Annotated in this window: 14 protein-coding genes; 12 read left to right on the top strand and 2 right to left on the bottom strand. The window is 37.9% G+C overall.

The features are described 5' to 3' along the window. Positions 1 to 27: 27 nt before the first annotated feature. Both AB8E63_RS08055 and AB8E63_RS08050 read right to left on the bottom strand, forming a co-directional pair. Positions 28 to 1,503 carry a M protein trans-acting positive regulator PRD domain-containing protein gene (locus AB8E63_RS08055; protein WP_368910751.1) on the bottom strand — a complete coding sequence of 492 codons (1,476 nt, stop codon included), beginning with the start codon at positions 1,501 to 1,503 and terminating at the stop codon, positions 28 to 30. 156 nt (positions 1,504 to 1,659) lie between these two features. Beyond that, the gene (locus tag AB8E63_RS08050) at positions 1,660 to 3,144 is read right to left on the bottom strand and encodes a DUF1846 domain-containing protein (protein WP_368910749.1); all 1,485 of its coding nucleotides are present in this window, start codon (positions 3,142 to 3,144) and stop codon (positions 1,660 to 1,662) included. A 149-nt stretch (positions 3,145 to 3,293) separates the two neighbouring features. Here AB8E63_RS08050 and AB8E63_RS08045 point away from each other — a divergent pair, with 149 nt between their 5' ends. The 12 genes from AB8E63_RS08045 (at position 3,294) to wecB (ending at position 18,014) form a co-directional block, all read left to right on the top strand. After that, positions 3,294 to 4,904 (top strand): alpha-glucosidase, encoded by a 1,611-nt coding sequence (locus tag AB8E63_RS08045; protein ID WP_368910747.1) that lies wholly within the window; start codon positions 3,294 to 3,296, stop codon positions 4,902 to 4,904. A gap of 168 nt (positions 4,905 to 5,072) precedes the next feature. Next, entirely contained in the window at positions 5,073 to 7,040 is a 1,968-nt protein-coding gene (locus AB8E63_RS08040; RefSeq protein WP_368910745.1) for a peptide ABC transporter substrate-binding protein, read from the top strand. Between the two features lie 160 nt (positions 7,041 to 7,200). Continuing rightward, the gene (locus AB8E63_RS08035) at positions 7,201 to 9,159 is read left to right on the top strand and encodes a peptide ABC transporter substrate-binding protein (RefSeq protein WP_368910744.1); all 1,959 of its coding nucleotides are present in this window, start codon (positions 7,201 to 7,203) and stop codon (positions 9,157 to 9,159) included. A gap of 198 nt (positions 9,160 to 9,357) precedes the next feature. Further along, entirely contained in the window at positions 9,358 to 10,806 is a 1,449-nt protein-coding gene (locus tag AB8E63_RS08030) for an LCP family protein (protein ID WP_368910742.1), read from the top strand. Between the two features lies 1 nt (position 10,807). After that, positions 10,808 to 11,539: a capsular polysaccharide biosynthesis protein Cps4B gene (cps4B, locus tag AB8E63_RS08025; RefSeq protein ID WP_368910740.1), complete on the top strand. Its 732-nt coding sequence runs from the start codon at positions 10,808 to 10,810 to the stop codon at positions 11,537 to 11,539. An 8-nt stretch (positions 11,540 to 11,547) separates the two neighbouring features. Continuing rightward, entirely contained in the window at positions 11,548 to 12,240 is a 693-nt protein-coding gene (locus tag AB8E63_RS08020; protein WP_368910738.1) for a Wzz/FepE/Etk N-terminal domain-containing protein, read from the top strand. Positions 12,241 to 12,250: 10 nt separating this feature from the next. After that, positions 12,251 to 12,943: a tyrosine-protein kinase gene (locus AB8E63_RS08015; RefSeq protein ID WP_368910737.1), complete on the top strand. Its 693-nt coding sequence runs from the start codon at positions 12,251 to 12,253 to the stop codon at positions 12,941 to 12,943. Between the two features lie 23 nt (positions 12,944 to 12,966). Further along, the gene (locus AB8E63_RS08010; RefSeq protein ID WP_368910735.1) at positions 12,967 to 14,337 is read left to right on the top strand and encodes a sugar transferase; all 1,371 of its coding nucleotides are present in this window, start codon (positions 12,967 to 12,969) and stop codon (positions 14,335 to 14,337) included. Positions 14,338 to 14,341: 4 nt separating this feature from the next. Beyond that, positions 14,342 to 15,127: a phosphorylcholine transferase LicD gene (locus AB8E63_RS08005; RefSeq protein ID WP_368910773.1), complete on the top strand. Its 786-nt coding sequence runs from the start codon at positions 14,342 to 14,344 to the stop codon at positions 15,125 to 15,127. A gap of 19 nt (positions 15,128 to 15,146) precedes the next feature. Then, the gene (locus tag AB8E63_RS08000) at positions 15,147 to 15,869 is read left to right on the top strand and encodes a WecB/TagA/CpsF family glycosyltransferase (RefSeq protein ID WP_223334654.1); all 723 of its coding nucleotides are present in this window, start codon (positions 15,147 to 15,149) and stop codon (positions 15,867 to 15,869) included. Continuing rightward, a complete protein-coding gene (locus AB8E63_RS07995) occupies positions 15,844 to 16,929 on the top strand; it encodes a glycosyltransferase family 4 protein (RefSeq protein WP_223334539.1) in 1,086 nt (361 codons plus the stop codon). The genes AB8E63_RS08000 and AB8E63_RS07995 overlap by 26 nt, the downstream gene beginning before the upstream one ends. Then, positions 16,926 to 18,014 (top strand): non-hydrolyzing UDP-N-acetylglucosamine 2-epimerase, encoded by a 1,089-nt coding sequence (gene wecB, locus AB8E63_RS07990; RefSeq protein WP_368910733.1) that lies wholly within the window; start codon positions 16,926 to 16,928, stop codon positions 18,012 to 18,014. Before AB8E63_RS07995 ends, wecB begins: the two co-directional genes overlap by 4 nt. Positions 18,015 to 18,019 lie beyond the last annotated feature (5 nt).

The raw sequence follows: 18,019 nt of genomic DNA, 5'->3' as shown, positions 1-18,019 counted from the left end.
AAGTCTAGTTAAACTAGACTTTTTTTATTATAAATCTTGCATAGAAATCTTATTGAGTTCATTAACAACTTGCAGAATAGATAGTCGACTGATATTGATGACAAGCATGTCTTCGAGACCTTTGATGTCGAAATTAGTGATGATAGCATCATAGTCGCTATCTAAGATTTCTTCAATATTAAGAGTTTCCTTATCCCAAGTTTCATACTGGATGTTGTTAGAAGTATGGAATTCGTAGAGAGATATCAAAAACTGTGGATGGGCAAAGTCATACTCACTTAGGACTAAGACTTTGACTTTCTTCTTATGTTCAAATAATTGATCTGTAAGACCCTCGGCGTGAGTAAAGAGGGTGTAGATCAGGTGAGAAAGGGCAGGTGTCTTCTCCTTTTGTCCCATAATGCTCTTGTAACGCATCATTTCAAAGACGGTTGCTTCATAAAATTTAGGGAAGAATTTCTTAATTTTTCCAAGCGTATAATCCTTATTTTGTGAAATGATCGATTCGGAGTTGATTTCTCTTCTCTCAAGCAAGGCAGTATTGTGTAAGTTCCAAATCAAGGTATCCGTATTTGAAAATTGAACACCAAATCTTCGAGTCAAGTTGTCTAGAATGTCTCGTGCAGCATGATAGGAACGATCGACTTGTTCGTAAGATTGACGGGCAGCTAGGAAATCTTCAACTGTAAAGAAGAGAGCAGGTTCTGCAAAAGGGCTAAAAATCTGATTGAGGTTCTCTGGTGTAATTTCAACATTGAGGCCTTGGGCCAATTCTTGCAGTTGCTGTTGGAAATCATCAAGCTGGTCGTAGATTGGGCTCAACCAAGAAGTACTTTGTTTTGGCAAACGAACAAAATAGCCTCTCTTCATTCGGTGCAAATCGACTGTAGCCTGCGTTCTGATTTGGTAAAGATTTTGATATTTTGCAGGGAATTTCGCCAAATTGATAAAGAAAGAAACAAAATTATCAATGTCTGCTTCTTTGATTTCTGTGAAGGGCCATTCTAAAAAGCTATAGGCCTCGTGGAAATATTGGGAGAAGAAAAATCGAATATCTTTTTCATCGCCAATGATAGAGATAGGGGTTACCTTGAGCTTAAAGCGATAGGTTCCATCAAGAATCTTATTGATATCCGCAACCTTCTTACGCAAAGAAGGAAGAGAAATATCCAAAGATTCGGCAAGATGTTCATAGGTAAAAGGTCTGTCCAAGAGGAAGAAAGCTTTTAAAATTTGGAAATAATCAGATGTCTGTAAAAAATATTGATAGATTCGCTCGATACCATTATTTTGTACATTCACCATCATAATCCCTGCAGTTGAATGTCTGATATCAAAGTCAGGGAAGACTTCGCGTAAATCCTTGATATCACTCTTGATGATACGAGCGTTGTAGCCAATAATCTTAGATAAATCATCTAGGTAAATCCATTCAGGATTTTCAAACAAATATTCTAAAATCTTTAATTGTCTCTGCTCTTTTTGGCTGAGTAGTTCTCTCATTATAAATAAACTCCCGAAGTAATGTTAGAATAATTAGAAAAGAAGATAACCGGAGATTGTCAGAATTCTTGCATAAAAGAAAGTCACCCCTTAAGAGAGAGTCGAAATCTATCGAAGAGGGGTGATACTTGATAAGAAGTTCTACGAGTCTTCAATCTATTTACGATATAAACGATCGTATTGGTAGTATGGATCAAAGGTTACGTTAATTCCCAATTTACGGAGAACATTCTTATCTTCTTCCGTTAAGATGACAGTAGAATGAGCTTCGCTTCCTTTGAGATTTCCGAGTTCTTTCATAGCACGGTCTGCATCAGGATTCTGCATAGCTGTGATTGCAAGAGCGATAAGAATCTCATTAGAATGAAGACGTGGATTGCGACTGCCTAAGTGATTGATTTTCAAACCTTGGATTGGTTTCACCACTTCTGGTTCAATTAACTTGGTTTCAGCATCGATATTCGCTGACTTCTTGATAGCATTGATCACGGCAGCAGCTGTCGGACCAAAGAGTTCTGAATTCTTACCGGTGACGATTTCACCAGAAGGTAACTCAAGTGCTAGAGCAGGTCCATCTGTTTCTTCAGCTTTTTGTCGAGCAGCAACAGCAACCTTACGGTCAGCTGGCGTGATGCCGAGATCATTCATGAGAAGTTCGATTTTCTTGACAGCAGACTCAGCAACTTTTTCAGCCTTGAAGTCGAGAACTGTTTGGTAGTAGCGACGGATAATCTCTTGTTTCGATGCTTCGATTGCAGCATCGTTATCAGTGATTGCAAAACCAACCATATTTACACCCATGTCAGTTGGAGATGCATAAGGAGATTCACCCAAGATACGTTCGAGCATACGCTTGAGAACAGGGAAAATTTCGATATCACGATTATAGTTGACTGTAGTTTCACCGTAAGTTTGGAGATGGAATGGGTCAATCATATTGACATCATCAAGGTCTGCCGTAGCAGCCTCATAAGCCAGGTTAACTGGATGATGGAGAGGTAGATTCCAAACTGGGAAGGTTTCAAACTTAGCATAACCAGATTTGATACCATTCAGTTGGTCGTGGTACATGTTGGACATACAAGTTGCCAACTTACCTGAACCAGGTCCAGGAGCAGTCACGACAATTAAATTGCGACTCGTTTTGATATAGTCATTTTTCCCCATACCTTCAGGAGAGATGATATGGTCCATATCTGTCGGATAACCCTTGATTGGGTAGTGGAGATAAGAGTCAATCCCATTTTTTGCTAATTGATTACGGAAGGTATCTGCAGCAGGTTGACCGGCGTATTGTGTGATAACAACAGAACCAACAAAGATACCAAGTTCGTTAAATTTATCAATCAAGCGAAGCACTTCTTGGTCGTAAGAAATACCCAAGTCACCACGAGCTTTTGAGTGCTCGATATTGCTAGCGTTAATGGCAATAACAACTTCGACTTGTTCTTTCAACTCTTGCAAGAGTTTGATTTTGTTATCTGGCTCATATCCAGGAAGTACACGGGCAGCGTGGAAGTCCTCCAACATCTTGCCTCCAAACTCCAAGTAGAGTTTGCCGTCAAACTGGTTAATACGCTCCAAAATATGGTCGCGTTGTAAATTTAGATATTTTTCAGAACTAAAAGCTTGTTTTTTCATTTTTTTACCTCTATTTTCTATTATATAAAAAAAATAGAAGATAAGAAACTACAGAGTAATAAAAGTAAGAAAAAAGATAACGCAAACGCTTGCATAAATGATAAAAAAAGTCTATGATGGAGTAAAGTGAATTTAAAAGAGGTGAAAATATGCAAGAAAAATGGTGGCATAATGCAGTTGTTTATCAAGTTTATCCAAAAAGTTTCAAGGATAGTAATGGAGATGGGATTGGTGATTTGCCTGGAATTACTAGCAAGTTAGACTATCTAGCTAAGCTTGGGATCACAGCGATTTGGCTTTCTCCAGTTTATGACAGTCCAATGGATGATAATGGCTATGATATTGCCAACTACCAAGATATCGCTTCTATCTTTGGAACCATGGAAGATATGGATGAGCTGATTGCTGAAGCCAAAAAACGAGATATTCGAATCATCATGGACTTGGTTGTCAATCATACATCCGATGAGCATGCTTGGTTTATTGAAGCGCGTGAAAATCCTCAAAGCCCCGAACGTGACTACTACATTTGGCGAGATAAACCCAATGATTTAACCTCTACTTTTAGTGGTTCTGCATGGGAATACGATGAAAAGTCTGGTCAATACTATCTACACTTTTTCAGTAAGAAACAACCAGACCTCAATTGGGAAAACGAAGAGCTCCGTCATAAAATCTATGAGATGATGAATTTCTGGATTGATAAAGGGATTGGTGGATTCCGTATGGACGTTATTGACATGATTGGGAAAATTCCTGATCAGAAGATTGTCAACAATGGTCCCATGCTTCATCCCTACCTCAAGGAAATGAATCAGGCTACTTTCGGCGACAAAGAGCTCTTGACAGTAGGGGAGACATGGGGAGCAAATCCAGAAGAGGCCAAGAAATATTCGAATCCAGAAGGTCAAGAGTTGTCTATGGTCTTCCAGTTTGAACATATCTGTCTTCAGTATCAGGAAGGACAACCTAAGTGGCACTACCAAAAAGAGCTAAATGTAGGAAAATTAAAAGAGATTTTCAACAAATGGCAGACAGAATTAGGAGTTGAGGATGGCTGGAATTCCCTTTTCTGGAATAACCATGACCTCCCGCGAATCGTATCTATCTGGGGAAATGACCGAGAATACCGCGAAAAATCTGCTAAAGCGTATGCAATCTTGCTTCATCTTATGAGAGGAACACCTTATATTTATCAAGGCGAAGAAATCGGCATGACCAATTTCCCATTTGAAACACTGGAACAAGTAGAAGATATTGAATCTATCAACTATGCCAAAGAAGCGCTAGAACAAGGTGTACTGCTAGAGCAAATTATGGATAGCATTCGTGTGATTGGACGTGACAATGCTCGTACCCCAATGCAGTGGGATACTACAGACTACGCTGGCTTTTCAAGCGCGAAACCATGGTTAGGAGTCAATCCAAACTATGCGAAAATTAATGTAGAAGAGGCTTTAGCAAACCCAGATTCCATCTTCTATACTTATCAAAAATTAGTTCAGATTCGAAAAGAAAACAGCTGGCTGGTTCAAGCTGACTTTGAATTATTAGAAACGGCTGAAAAAGTCTTTGCTTACATCCGTAAAGATGGCGACCGTCGATTCCTAGTTGTGGCTAACCTCTCAAATCAAGAACAAGAATTTCACTTTAATGGGGTTCTCAAATCAATCTTAGTTGCTAACACCGAGATTCAAGTAAATCTCGAGCAACTAGCACTGGCTTCTTGGGATGCATTCTGTGTCGAATTGACCAATTAAACCTAAAAAACTCAAGTATCCAAGATGCTTGAGTTTTTTCTAAAATAAGTGTAGAAATTTCTTAAAAAAATATTATTTTGAATTTTCTAAAAAATACCCTTAAAACCCTTGCTTTTATAAAAAAATAGGGTATAATGGTGAAAAATAGTATTTTAAAGGAGAATACCGATGAAATCGAAAAAGTTGCTCGCAGTAGCAGGGATAACGATGAGTGCAGCTCTTCTTTTAGCGGCTTGTGGAAAGACAGAGAAAAAAGCAGACGCTCCAACAACATTTTCATACGTATATGCCATCGATCCATCAACATTGGATTATAGCGTTACAAGTAAAAGTTCAACATCAGACGTCATCGCTAACTTGGTCGACGGACTCTTGGAAAATGACAAATACGGAAACTTGATTCCATCTCTTGCTGAAGACTGGTCGGTTTCGCAAGACGGTTTGACCTACACTTACAAGCTACGTAAAGGTGTCAAATGGTATACTTCTGAAGGTGAAGAGTACGCTGAGGTCAAGGCTCAAGACTTTGTGACTGGTTTGAAGCATGCTGCTGATGGTAAGTCAGATGGTCTAACTCTTATCCAAGATTCTATCAAAGGCTTGGCAGAATACGTTAGTGGTGAAAGCAATGACTTCTCAACAGTTGCAGTTAAAGCAATTGACGACTACACTGTTCAATACACCTTGAACAAACCAGAAAGCTTCTGGAATTCCAAGGTAACAACAGCGACTATGCTCCCAGTTAATGAAGAATTCCTGAATTCTCAAGGTAAAGATTATGGTGCAGCAACACCTTCAGGTATTCTCTATAATGGACCATATATTTTGAAGAACTTCACTTCAAAATCAGTGATCGAGTACGAAAAGAACCCTAATTATTGGGATAAAGACAATGTTAAGATTGACCACGTCAAACTTACTTTCTACGATGGTTCTGACCAAGAATCATTGATTCGTAGTTTCTCATCAGGAGCTTATACAACAGCTCGTCTCTTCCCAACAAGTTCAAACTTTGATTCAACTAAGCAAGAATACGGGGATAAGATTGTCTATAGTCCACAAGAAGCGACTAGCTATTACTTTACTTTCAACGTGAATCGTCAGTCTTACAATAAAACTGCAAAGACGGATGAAGCACAAAAAACTTCTACAAAAGAAGCGCTTCTCAATAAAAACTTCCGCCAGGCAATCAACTTTGCTCTTGACCGTCATTCTTACTCTGCACAGATGAATGGTGAAGAAGGTGCAGACAAGATTATTCGTACCAGCCTTGTACCTTACGACTATGTTCAGGTTGGTGAAAAGACCTTCGGTGAATTGGCTCAAGAACAATTAGTAACATACGGAGACCAGTGGAAAGATGTGGCTTTGACAGATGGTAAAGACACTATTTACAATCCAACAAAAGCAAAAGCTGCCTTTGAAAAAGCAAAATCAGAATTGCAAGCCAAAGGTGTAACCTTCCCAATCCATTTGGATATTCCAGTTGAACAAACAGATGTCATTGCTGTTCAACAAACCAACTCCCTCAAACAATCTGTCGAAGCAGCACTTGGAACTGAAAATGTTGTCATCGATGTGCTTCAAATGACAGATAATGAGAAAATGAGTATTACTTCTCAAGCTAAGGTTCCTTCTCAAAAAGACTATGACTTGAACGGAACTGGTTGGGGACCAGACTATCAAGATCCAGCTACCTATCTAAATATCTTGGATGCTAAGAAGGGTTCTGCCCTTAAACACTTGGGTATCACAAAAGGTAAAGATCCAGAAGTCATGGCTCAAGTTGGACTTGATGAGTACAAGAAACTCTTGGATGATGCAGCATCAGAAACAACCGACCTTAACAAACGCTATGAAAAATATGCTAAAGCACAGGCTTGGGTATCTGATAGTTCACTTCTCATTCCTGTAGCATCTTCAGGAGGTTCTCCTACAGTTAGTCGTACAGTACCATTCTCGAAAGCCTACTCTCAAGTTGGTATCAAGGGAGATCCGTTTGTATTTAAAGGTTTAGAGTTGCAAAATGATATTGTAACCACTAAAGAATACGAAGAAGCTCTCAAGAAATGGCAAAAAGAGAAACTTGAAACAAATGCTAAATATCAAAAAGAGTTAGCGAACCACGTTAAATAATTTTAAACAACGGTGAAAGAAATCCTGATTTTATGCGGGGTTTCTTTCTTTTTTCATATACTGACGAGAGGGCAAATAATTAAATAACTTTACTTTTGGGGCGAAATTTGGTAGAATAGCTATATGTCATAAAACCTAACATACAAGGAGAAAATGAATCATGAAACTCAAAAAACGACTGATTGGAGCGGGGTTGACGCTTGCCGCGGCGGTCTTATTGACAGCGTGTGGGAAGTCAGCATCAGATGTTAAAACCTACTCGTCAACATTTGGTGCCGACCCGACAACCTTCAACTACCTGTTGGACTACTCTGGTGATAATACTGCTGTTGTAACCAACTTGGTAGATGGTTTGCTTGAAAATGACAATTATGGAAATCTCATTCCTGCTCTTGCAGAAGATTGGAGTGTTTCAAAGGATGGTTTGACTTACACTTATAAGCTTCGTCAGGATGCTAAATGGTTCACTGCTGATGGGGAAGAATACGCTTCAATTAAAGCGCAGGATTTCGTCACAGGTATCAAGTATGCAGCTGATAACAAGAGTCAAGCTCTCGATTTGATTCAGAACTCAATCAAGGGATTAGATGATTATGTGACAGGCGCAAATACTGACTTTTCAAATGTTGGTGTCAAAGCCTTGGATGACTATACTGTCCAATATACCTTGACACGACCAGAACCATTCTGGAACTCTAAGACAACTAACAGTATCTTGTTCCCTGTAAACGAAGAATTCCTTGCTTCTAAAGGTAAAGACTTCGGAACCCTGAAACCAGATAGCATTCTTTATAGCGGACCATATTTGTTAAAAGATTTTACATCTAAGTCTTCTATCGAATATGTGAAAAACCCACATTACTATGACCAAGAAAAAGTAACGATTGAAAAGGTAAAATTGGCCTACTTTGATGGTTCAGACCAAGACTTGACAATTCGTAACTTTGAAAGTGGTGCTTACTCATCTGCAGGTGTTTATCCAAATAGCTCAAACTTCGCTAAGACAAAGGAAAAATACAAGGACAACATCGTCTATAGCTTGCAGGATGCGACTTCTTGGTACTATAATTTTAACGTTAATCGCCAAACATATAATCATACAGCTAAGACTAGCGATGAGCAAAAACAAGCTACCCAAGCTGCGATTTTAAATAAAAATTTCCGTCAAGCGATCAACTTTGCCATTGACCGTACAGCTTATTCGGCTCAGTCTAATGGAGAAGAAGCAGCTAAAAACACTCTTCGTAACTCGCTTGTACCACCAACTTTCGTGCAAGTAGGTGACAAGACTTTTGGTGAGACAGTTTCATCTAAGTTGGTAAACTATGGTACACAATGGTCAAATATGAATCTTGAAGATGCTCAAGACGGTTATTTCAATAAAGAAAAAGCACAAGCGAAGTTTGCAGAAGCTAAAAAAGAATTGGAAGCACAAGGTGTGAGCTTCCCAATTCATTTGGACTTGCCTGTAGACCAGGTTAACAAGACCTTGCTTTCTGGAACAAACTCAATCAAACAATCAATCGAATCAACGCTCGGTTCTGAAAATGTAGTGGTTGATGTTATCCAATTGTCAACAGATGATTATACAAATGCAACAGTTCAAGCACCAACTCCTGCAGATCATGACTATGATTTGAACTTGGATGGATGGTCAGCTGACTACCAAGATCCTTCAACTTACCTCAATCCTTTCAATGCTGAGGATGGATTCTATCTCAAGATTTTAGGACTTGATCCAAGTAAGGACACAGCTAAGATTACTAGTCTAGGATTGGACCAATATACTCAAAAATTGAAAGCAGCAGATGCAGAAAACACAGACGTAGCTAAACGCTATGAAAACTACGCAGAGGCACAAGCTTGGTTGATTGATAGTTCTCTTCTAATCCCAGTTGTGTCAAACGGTGGTGGAGCTTCAGTAACACGTGTGACACCATTTACACGAGCTTACTCACTTGTCGGAATCAAAGGTACTGGAAGTAACTATAAGTACATGAAATTGCAAACCGAAGTCGTAACAACTGCTCAATTTGACGAAGCTAAAGCCAAATGGGAACAAGAACGTAAAAACTCAGTTGAAAAGAGTCAAAAAGAATTCGAAAGTCACGTTAAATAATAAAAAAATAGAGCTTTTTAAGAGCTCTATTTTTTTTATTTTAGCTGTTTTTTGAAAACATAAAATGTAGTAAAAGCGTTAATAAATATACACTAACTAAATACATTTTCAAAATAAAACGTTTCCTTGACTAATGTAGATAGCCTTTAGAGGTACTTTGTGATATAATTGAATTAAAATGTTTTGAAGAGGTGTTCCATGAAAAGTAGACGCATAAAAAAAAGTAAATCTAGCAAGTTTCAGCAGAGTTTAAACATTGGTTTGTTGCTAATCTATGCTGTTCTAGCTTCTTTTTTATTGTTTTTGATTTTTAAATATCAAATTTTAGCAGTCAGCTATTTCAATATTATCTTGGCAGTAGTTTTAGTGCTCATAGCATTATTATCCCTCTTGTTGATAGTTAAACGCAAAGCCAAGGTGTTCACCTTGATAGTCCTATTGCTCTCGATTTTATTTAGCTCTGTAGCTTTAGTAGCTGTAAATCGATTTGTAGGACTTGCCAATCAATTTAACGCAACTTCAAATTATTCAAGCTACTCTATAAGTGTGGCGGTGTTAGCAGACAGTGAGATTAATAACGTTTCTCAACTTTCTAGTGTAGCTGCTCCAACAGGATCAGATGCTGAGAATATTCAAAAATTGATAGATGACATTAAAACAACTCAAAACAAGGAATTGACAGTAGAAGAAGCGTCTTCTTACCTAGCGGCCTATAAGAGCTTGTTAGATGGAGAAACCAAAGCAATCGTCTTAAACAGTGTTTTTGAAAATCTGATTGAGCAGGAATATCCTGACCACGCTAAGAAGATCAAGAAAATCTACACCAAGGATTTGACCAAGAAAGTGGAAGCGCCTAAGGTGGCTACAGGAAATTCTTTCAATGTCTACATCAGTGGGATTGACACCTATGGTCCTATTAGTTCAGTTTCGCGCTCAGATGTCAATATCATCATGACAGTGAATCAAGATACTAAGAAGATTCTTTTGACGACAACTCCTCGAGATGCCTATGTCCCTATTGCAGATGGTGGAAACAACCAAAACGATAAATTGACGCATGCGGGGATTTACGGTGTAGATGCTTCTATCCATACCTTAGAAAATCTTTATGGTATCGACTTGAACTACTATGCCCGCCTTAATTTTACTTCGTTCTTGAAATTGATTGACCTTCTTGGAGGCGTTGACGTCTATAATGACCAAGAATTTACATCGCGTCATGGGCAATACCACTTCCCGGTCGGCAATGTCCATCTGGATTCTGAACAAGCTTTAGGATTTGTACGTGAGCGTTATTCGCTTGCGGATGGTGATGGGGATCGCGGTCGTAACCAACAAAAAGTCATTGCGGCCATTATCCAGAAATTAACCTCGGCAGAATCCCTAAAAAACTATGATAGTATTATTCAGAGCTTGCAGGATTCAATTCAGACCAATATGCCACCAGAAACAATGGTCAGTCTTGTCAATACTCAGTTGGCAAGCGGAGGAAAATATACCGTTACCAATCAAGATTTGAAAGGGACTGGTCATATGGGTCTTCCTTCTTACGCCATGCCTGATAGCAATCTTTACATGTTAGAAATCGACCCAACAAGCTTGGAAACTGTTAAAGCAGCCATTAAAGATACCATGGAAGGAAAATAAGATGATTGATATTCATTCACATATTGTTTTCGATGTCGACGATGGACCTAAAAATAGAGCTGAGAGTAAGGCTCTCCTAGAGGAAGCTTACGCACAAGGTGTTCGAACCATTGTTTCAACCTCTCATCGAAGAAAAGGGATGTTTGAAACACCAGAGGATAAAATTGCAGCTAATTTTAGCGAAGTCAAACAGTTGGCTCGAGAGGTTGCTCCAGACTTGAATGTAGTATACGGAGCTGAGATTTATTTTTCAAGTGACGTTATAGAAAAACTTGAACAAAATATCATCCCAAAACTCAATGGTACTCGTTATGCCTTGATCGAGTTTAGCATGAATACACCCTACAGAGATATTCATAGCGCCTTGACAAAAGTTCTCATGTTGGGGATTACACCTGTGGTTGCTCATATTGAGCGCTATCACACCTTAGAAAATGATGAGAAAAAAGTAAGGGAGCTCATCAATATGGGTTGCTATATGCAGATTAATAGTTCGAGTGTATTAAAACCACGACTATTTGGTGACACCTACAAATTTATGAAAAAGCGTGCTAGGTACTTCTTGGACAAGGGCTTAGTACATGTAGTGGCTAGCGATATGCACAATTTGGATAATCGACCGCCTTATATGAGTGAAGCTTATGAGCTCATTGCTAAAAAATACGGAGCAGAGAAAGCTCGTGAACTTTTTGAAACAAACCCATCAAAAATAATAAATGACCAACTAATTTAGGAGAAATGATGAAAGAACAAGATAAATTTGAAATTGATGTATTTCAATTGGTAAAAGTGCTATGGAAACGAAAATTCCTCATCGTCTTAGCTGCGCTAGTAGCGGGTCTAGGAGCTTTCGCTTATAGCTCGTTTGTGATTAAACCTCAGTACGCTAGTACCACCCGTATCTATGTTGTTAATCGTAACCAAGCAGATAAGCCAGGTTTGACGAACCAAGACTTACAGGCAGGGGCTTACTTGGTAAAAGACTACCGTGAAATCATCCTCTCTCAGGATGTTCTTGAAAAAGTAGTGGCCGACCAAAAATTAACTATGGATGCAAAAACTCTTGGAAGAAAAGTTTCAGTAGCAGTTCCGGCAGAAACTCGTATTGTATCTATCTCGGTTCGAGATGGAAATCCTGAGGAAGCAAGTCGTATTGCCAATGCACTCAGAGAAGTAGCCGCTCAGAAAATTATTTCTGTAACACGGGTGTCAGATGTAACGACACTTGAAGAAGCAAGGCCTGCAACATCACCATCTTCTCCAAATATTCGTCGAAACACAATGATGGCTACTATAGCAGGTGTAGGATTTATTGTAGTTATTGTACTTTTGGTTGAATTGTTAGATGATCGAGTGAAGCGTCCAGAAGATATCGAAGAAGTTATGCACCTCTCGCTTCTAGGTGTTATTCCAAATCTTGAGAAATTAAAGTAAAGAGGGAAATATGGCAAAGTTAGAATTATCAGAACAACGATTACACTCTGTAAAAAAAGCTGAAGAGTATTATAACGCACTACGGACCAATATCCAGTTGAGTGGAGATGGTCTCAAAGTGATTGCCCTTTCTTCAGTTCGACCTGGAGAAGGGAAATCTACAACTTCAACCAATATTGCCTGGGCCTTCGCGCGTGCGGGCTATAAAACTCTCCTTATCGATGCCGATATTCGTAATTCGGTCATGTCAGGTGTCTTTAAATCTAGAGAAAAAATTACCGGTTTAACAGATTACTTATCAGGGACTAAAGACTTATCGCATGGTTTGTGTGAAACAAACGTAGAAAACTTGTTTGTCATTCAATCAGGAGCTGTTTCGCCAAACCCAACTGCCCTTCTTCAAAGTGAAAAATTTGAAGCAATGATTGAGACCTTGCGCAAATATTTTGACTATATCATTGTGGATACTGCTCCTATCGGGGTTGTAATTGATGCGGCCATTATCGTACAAAAATGTGACGCCTCAATATTGGTGGCTGAAGCTTCTGCAACAAAACGGAGAGAAGTTCAAAAAGCTAAAGATCAGCTAGAGCAAACAGGAACACCATTCTTAGGAGTTATTCTGAATAAATTTAATATTCAGTTTGAAAAATATGGTTCATATGGTTCATACGGGAACTACGGTTCATACGGGAAGAAATAAGTAAGAAAAAAAGGGAGTAAAAAATGGAAGGAAGGGGTTTCTACAACGTAACTCTAGCGTTTTTGCAGAGTATACTGGTCAGTATATTGGCTTATATACTAATCTCTGTATCTGAAACAGAAATTGTTGCAAAAACGGTTTTTGTTCTGTATTTTCTTCATTTTGCAGCCTTCTATATCAGTGGCTACGGAAAGAATTTTTTCAAACGCAGTCAATCCGTCGAATTGATAGAGATAGTAAAATATATCATCTTTTTTGCATTGCTGATTAGTTTTTCTAGTTTTTTTCTGAAAGATCAATTTGTAATTTCTAGACGGGGTATGATTTACTTCCTATCTTTGTACGGAGTGTTTAATTATTTCCTGAGTTTTGCTATCAAAAAATATTGGGTCCATTTTAACCATAATTTAAAGGGGAGCCGTAAAATCATTTTGATCACTGCGACATCCCGAATTGAGAAGGTTATCGACCGTTTGTTAAATGCAACTGATGTCGGTGGGAAACTTGTCGCTGTGAGTGTACTAGATAAACCAGATTTTAAACACAATAAAGTAACGGTTATTCCTCGAGAGAACCTCATTAATTATGCAACTCATGAGGTTGTGGACGAAGTTTTTGTGAACCTGCCTAGTGAGGATTATGATATCGGTAGCATTATTTCACAATTTGAAACAATGGGAATTGATGTTACTGTAAATTTAAATGCCTTTGATAAGAATTTAGGTAGAAATAAACAGATCCATGAGATGGCTGGATTAAATGTAGTAACTTTTTCTACAAACTTATATAAACCAAGCCACATAGTTGCCAAACGAATTATTGATATTTTAGGGGCAATTGTTGGGTTAATCATCTGTGGACTAGTAAGCATAGTCCTTGTTCCAATGATTCGAAAAGATGGTGGACCAGCAATTTTTTCTCAAACCCGAATAGGAAAAAATGGTCGTCATTTCACTTTTTATAAATTCCGTTCTATGCGAGTAGATGCGGAAGAAATCAAGCAGCAATTGATGGACCAAAATACCATGCAGGGTGGTATGTTTAAGATGGACAATGACCCTCGCGTTACCAAAATTGGACACTTTATTCGAAAGACAAGTTTGGATGAACTGCCCCAATTTTGGAATGTGTTGATTGGTGATATGAGCCTAGTAGGAACTCGACCTCCAACAGTGGACGAATACGAAAAATACACACCTGAACAAAAACGTCGTTTGAGTTTCAAACCAGGAATTACTGGCTTGTGGCAAATTAGTGGTCGTAGTGAAATTACCAACTTTGATGATGTTGTCAAACTAGATGTGGCTTATATCGATGATTGGACAATTTGGAAAGATTTTGAAATTTTATTAAAAACAATAAAAGTAGTGCTGATGAGAGATGGAGCAAAATGATTCTATGAATAAAGTGAGAGAAATTCAATTAGGAGAGTTAACACTTTTAGAAAGTTATATCGATCTTTGTAAAAGACATAATTTGCGTTATTATGCATTGGGTGGGACTTTACTCGGTGCCATTCGTCATAAAGGATTTATCCCATGGGATGACGATATGGATTTAGGAATGCCTAGAAAAGATTATGAAAAATTCTTGTCAATCTGTGAGAAAGAGCTTCCTGAAAGTGTTATTTTAAGACTTCACGATGATAATCTAGGTAATACTTCGATTATGGATACTTCAATCCAAATTCAATTTGGTAATGAATGGTGTAGTCCTTTTATTGATATCTTTCCTTTAGATGGTTATCCAGAAGATGGGATCCAGTACTGGTTGCATACGAATAAAATAAAATTGTATCGTGCCTTGTCTAAAATTTCTGTCATCGATCGTTTGCATGAAAGAGATAGAGGCTTGTTCGAAAATGCAATTGTGAAAGTTTCCAAAGCCTTAAAATTAAATAAGCTCTTAAACACTTCAAAAATTAATAAAAAATTACAAAATATCATTAAACAATATGATTACGAGACTAGTACCATGGTTGGAAATGTCTTAGGTTCTTACCGCGAGCGAGAACTCGCAAGAAAAGAAGTGTTCGGGGAACCGCAATTACTAGAGTTTGAAAACTTACAAATTAGTTGTCATGCAAATCCTGATGAATATTTGACAAAAATATATGGTGATTACATGCAACTACCAAAAGAAGCTGAACGGAAGGGTCATTTTGAGTCTACGTGGGGAGATTAAATTGAATAGTTTTAATTTAATGGGGGTCAGAATTGACCCCTTAACAATGGACGAAACTGTCCAAGCTGTTGAAAAATTTGTTCTTGAGCAACGGCCACTCCATCTAATGGGGGTGAACGCAGACAAAATTAATCAATGTCAAACAGATGAATCTATTAAAAAGATAGTGAACGCTTCTGAGATTATTAATGCAGATGGAGCTTCAGTTGTTCTTGCTTCCCGCTTTTTGGGTTATCAAGTTCCTGAGAGAGTTGCTGGGATTGATTTGATGCAAAGATTGCTCTTGTTGGCCAATGAAAAGTCTTATTCGGTTTATTTTTTTGGTGCCAAGGAAGAAGTTTTAATAGACATGCTAGAAATCTTTAAGAAAGACTATCCAAATTTACGAGTCCTTGGATATCGTAATGGTTATTTTTCTGAAGAAGATGAATACGGTATTCAAGAAGATATCCGAGAGAAAAATCCTGATTTTGTTTTTGTTGGGATTACCTCTCCCAAGAAAGAATACATCATTCAAAAATTTATGGATCAAGGTGTTAATTCTGTCTTTATGGGAGTTGGAGGTAGCTTTGACGTTTTATCTGGCCATATTAAACGAGCTCCTCTCTGGATGCAAAATGTGCATCTTGAATGGCTGTTCCGAGTGGCAAATGAACCTAAACGTCTCTTTAAACGTTATTTTGTAGGGAATGCCACTTTTATTAAGCGAGTTTTAGATGAAAAACGAAAATCAAAAAAATAATATTTTACATATTTCACGTACCATGGATATCGGTGGTGCAGAGCGTATTGTTTACCAGTTGAGCTCAGATTTGAAAGATGAGTTTGACAGTGTTCATGTCGCATCTACAGGTGGAATTTGGGAGAGCAATCTTGCTGCTAAAGGTATTCAACATCATAAAATTATAGATATTGATAGTAAAAATCCACTGACAGTATTAAAGCTTCTATATTCTATTCACCAGATTATCAAAAACAATGAGATTACTATAGTCCACACTCATCACCGGATGGCTGCTTTTTATATCCGATTATTAAAGCTTTTTAATTCAAAATTAAAACACATTTATACAGCTCACAATGTCTTTAAGGATAAATTACCTCTATATAGATTTGCTTTAAAAAATGCTAAAAGTGTAGCAGTAGGAGAGGCGGTAAATAAAAACCTAAAAGAAGACGTAGGAATTACTGATAGTAGGGTTATTTATAATGGAGTCGTTTTAAAAGAAACGAATGACCAGGTCGATGAGATTATCAGTTATAGTGGGATTAAACTTGGCTGTATTGCTAGGTTATCTGAACAAAAAGGTTTGACTTATCTTATTGATGCTATGTCTTTACTGACTATTAAGGATATTCGATTATTTATCGTTGGTGAAGGTGAGCTTCGAGAAGAATTGGAAAACAAGGTTAAAGAGCTAGACCTTCAAGATTCGGTAATTTTTTTAGGATATCGCAAGGATATTGTGGAATGTATTAATAGTTTTGATTTTTGTGTTTTACCTTCAGTATTTGAAGGATTTGGCCTAGTTGCTATTGAGGCATTTATGAATAGCAAAACCTTAGTTGCGACGGATATACCGGGATTAAACGAAGTAGTAACAAATAAAAATGGGGTTCTAGTTCCGGCAAAAGACTCTGCTGCTCTGGCATCTGCTATTGATAAATTAGCTACAGATGCAACACTAAGACAGGAACTTGCTAGTCAAGCAAAGAAAGACTATGAAAATAAATTTAGTTATCCTTTATTCTTGGAGAACTATAGGGAACTGTATAGAGAACTAAAGGGAGAATCAAAATGAAAAAAGTCATGTTGGTTTTTGGGACGCGCCCAGAAGCAATCAAAATGTGTCCCTTAGTAAATGAGTTGAAGAAAAATGACTCAATTAAGACTCTTGTCTGCGTGACTGGACAGCATAAGGAAATGCTTGAACAGGTTTTGGACGTTTTTAAAGTAGTACCAGACTATGATTTAGGGATTATGAAGGCAAACCAAACCTTATTTTCAATCACGACCAGTATTCTAGATAAAATCCAACCGGTGCTTGAACAAGAAAAACCAGATATTGTACTTGTTCACGGAGATACGACGACAACTTTCGCAACGGCCTTGGCAGCCTTTTACATGGGAATAAAAGTTGGACACGTGGAAGCAGGTTTAAGAACCTACAATCTTCAAAGTCCATTCCCTGAGGAGTTCAACCGTCAGACTGCTTCTATTATTGCAGATTATAATTTTGCTCCGACAGAAGTTGCAAAGGAAAATCTTCTAAAAGAGGGAAGAGGGAATATTTTTGTAACAGGGAATACCGTTATTGACGCTTTGAAGACAACTGTTCAGGATGATTACAATCACCCAATTTTAGAGTGGGCTAAGGATAGTAAGTTGATTATGTTGACAGCTCACAGACGTGAAAATCTTGGGGAACCAATGGAAAATATGTTTAATGCTGTTAATCGTATTTTAAATGAATTTGAAGATGTAAAAGTTGTTTACCCAATTCATAAAAACCCTAAAGTTCGTGAATTGGCCAGTAAAGTCTTTGGCGATAATGAACGCATGAAAATCATTGAACCTTTAGAAGTTATTGATTTCCATAATTTCATGAATCAAAGCTACATGATTTTAACAGATTCTGGTGGAGTTCAAGAAGAAGCTCCATCGTTAGGGAAGCCTGTTTTAGTCATGCGTGATACAACAGAGCGTCCAGAGGGGATTGCGGCTGGAACATTAAAATTAGTGGGTACGGAAGAAGAAAATATTTACTCTAATTTTAAGCTTCTTTTAGAAAACCAAATAGAATATAACAAGATGAGTAAGGCTAGCAACCCTTATGGAGATGGAAAAGCTTGTGAAAGAATCGTCAATATCATTTTGGAAGGATAGGGATA

The sequence above is a fragment of the Streptococcus sp. oral taxon 061 genome, from assembly GCF_964211575.1.
Lineage (GTDB): Bacteria > Bacillota > Bacilli > Lactobacillales > Streptococcaceae > Streptococcus.
Note: the sequence above shows the minus strand (reverse complement) of the source record. Positions and strands in the feature narration are given on the sequence as shown.

Excerpts from the sequence above, each read along its gene's own strand:
- AB8E63_RS08035 (WP_368910744.1), top strand. The coding sequence starts at position 7,201 with ATGAAACTCAAAAAACGACTGATTGGAGCGGGGTTGACGCTTGCCGCG.
- AB8E63_RS08010 (WP_368910735.1), top strand. The coding sequence starts at position 12,967 with ATGGAAGGAAGGGGTTTCTACAACGTAACTCTAGCGTTTTTGCAGAGT.
- AB8E63_RS08005 (WP_368910773.1), top strand. The coding sequence starts at position 14,342 with ATGAATAAAGTGAGAGAAATTCAATTAGGAGAGTTAACACTTTTAGAA.
- AB8E63_RS08055 (WP_368910751.1), bottom strand. The coding sequence starts at position 1,503 with ATGAGAGAACTACTCAGCCAAAAAGAGCAGAGACAATTAAAGATTTTA.
- cps4B (WP_368910740.1), top strand. The coding sequence starts at position 10,808 with ATGATTGATATTCATTCACATATTGTTTTCGATGTCGACGATGGACCT.
- AB8E63_RS08030 (WP_368910742.1), top strand. The coding sequence starts at position 9,358 with ATGAAAAGTAGACGCATAAAAAAAAGTAAATCTAGCAAGTTTCAGCAG.
- AB8E63_RS08050 (WP_368910749.1), bottom strand. The coding sequence starts at position 3,144 with ATGAAAAAACAAGCTTTTAGTTCTGAAAAATATCTAAATTTACAACGC.
- AB8E63_RS07995 (WP_223334539.1), top strand. The coding sequence starts at position 15,844 with ATGAAAAACGAAAATCAAAAAAATAATATTTTACATATTTCACGTACC.
- AB8E63_RS08000 (WP_223334654.1), top strand. The coding sequence starts at position 15,147 with ATGGGGGTCAGAATTGACCCCTTAACAATGGACGAAACTGTCCAAGCT.
- AB8E63_RS08040 (WP_368910745.1), top strand. The coding sequence starts at position 5,073 with ATGAAATCGAAAAAGTTGCTCGCAGTAGCAGGGATAACGATGAGTGCA.
- AB8E63_RS08020 (WP_368910738.1), top strand. The coding sequence starts at position 11,548 with ATGAAAGAACAAGATAAATTTGAAATTGATGTATTTCAATTGGTAAAA.
- AB8E63_RS08015 (WP_368910737.1), top strand. The coding sequence starts at position 12,251 with ATGGCAAAGTTAGAATTATCAGAACAACGATTACACTCTGTAAAAAAA.
- wecB (WP_368910733.1), top strand. The coding sequence starts at position 16,926 with ATGAAAAAAGTCATGTTGGTTTTTGGGACGCGCCCAGAAGCAATCAAA.
- AB8E63_RS08045 (WP_368910747.1), top strand. The coding sequence starts at position 3,294 with ATGCAAGAAAAATGGTGGCATAATGCAGTTGTTTATCAAGTTTATCCA.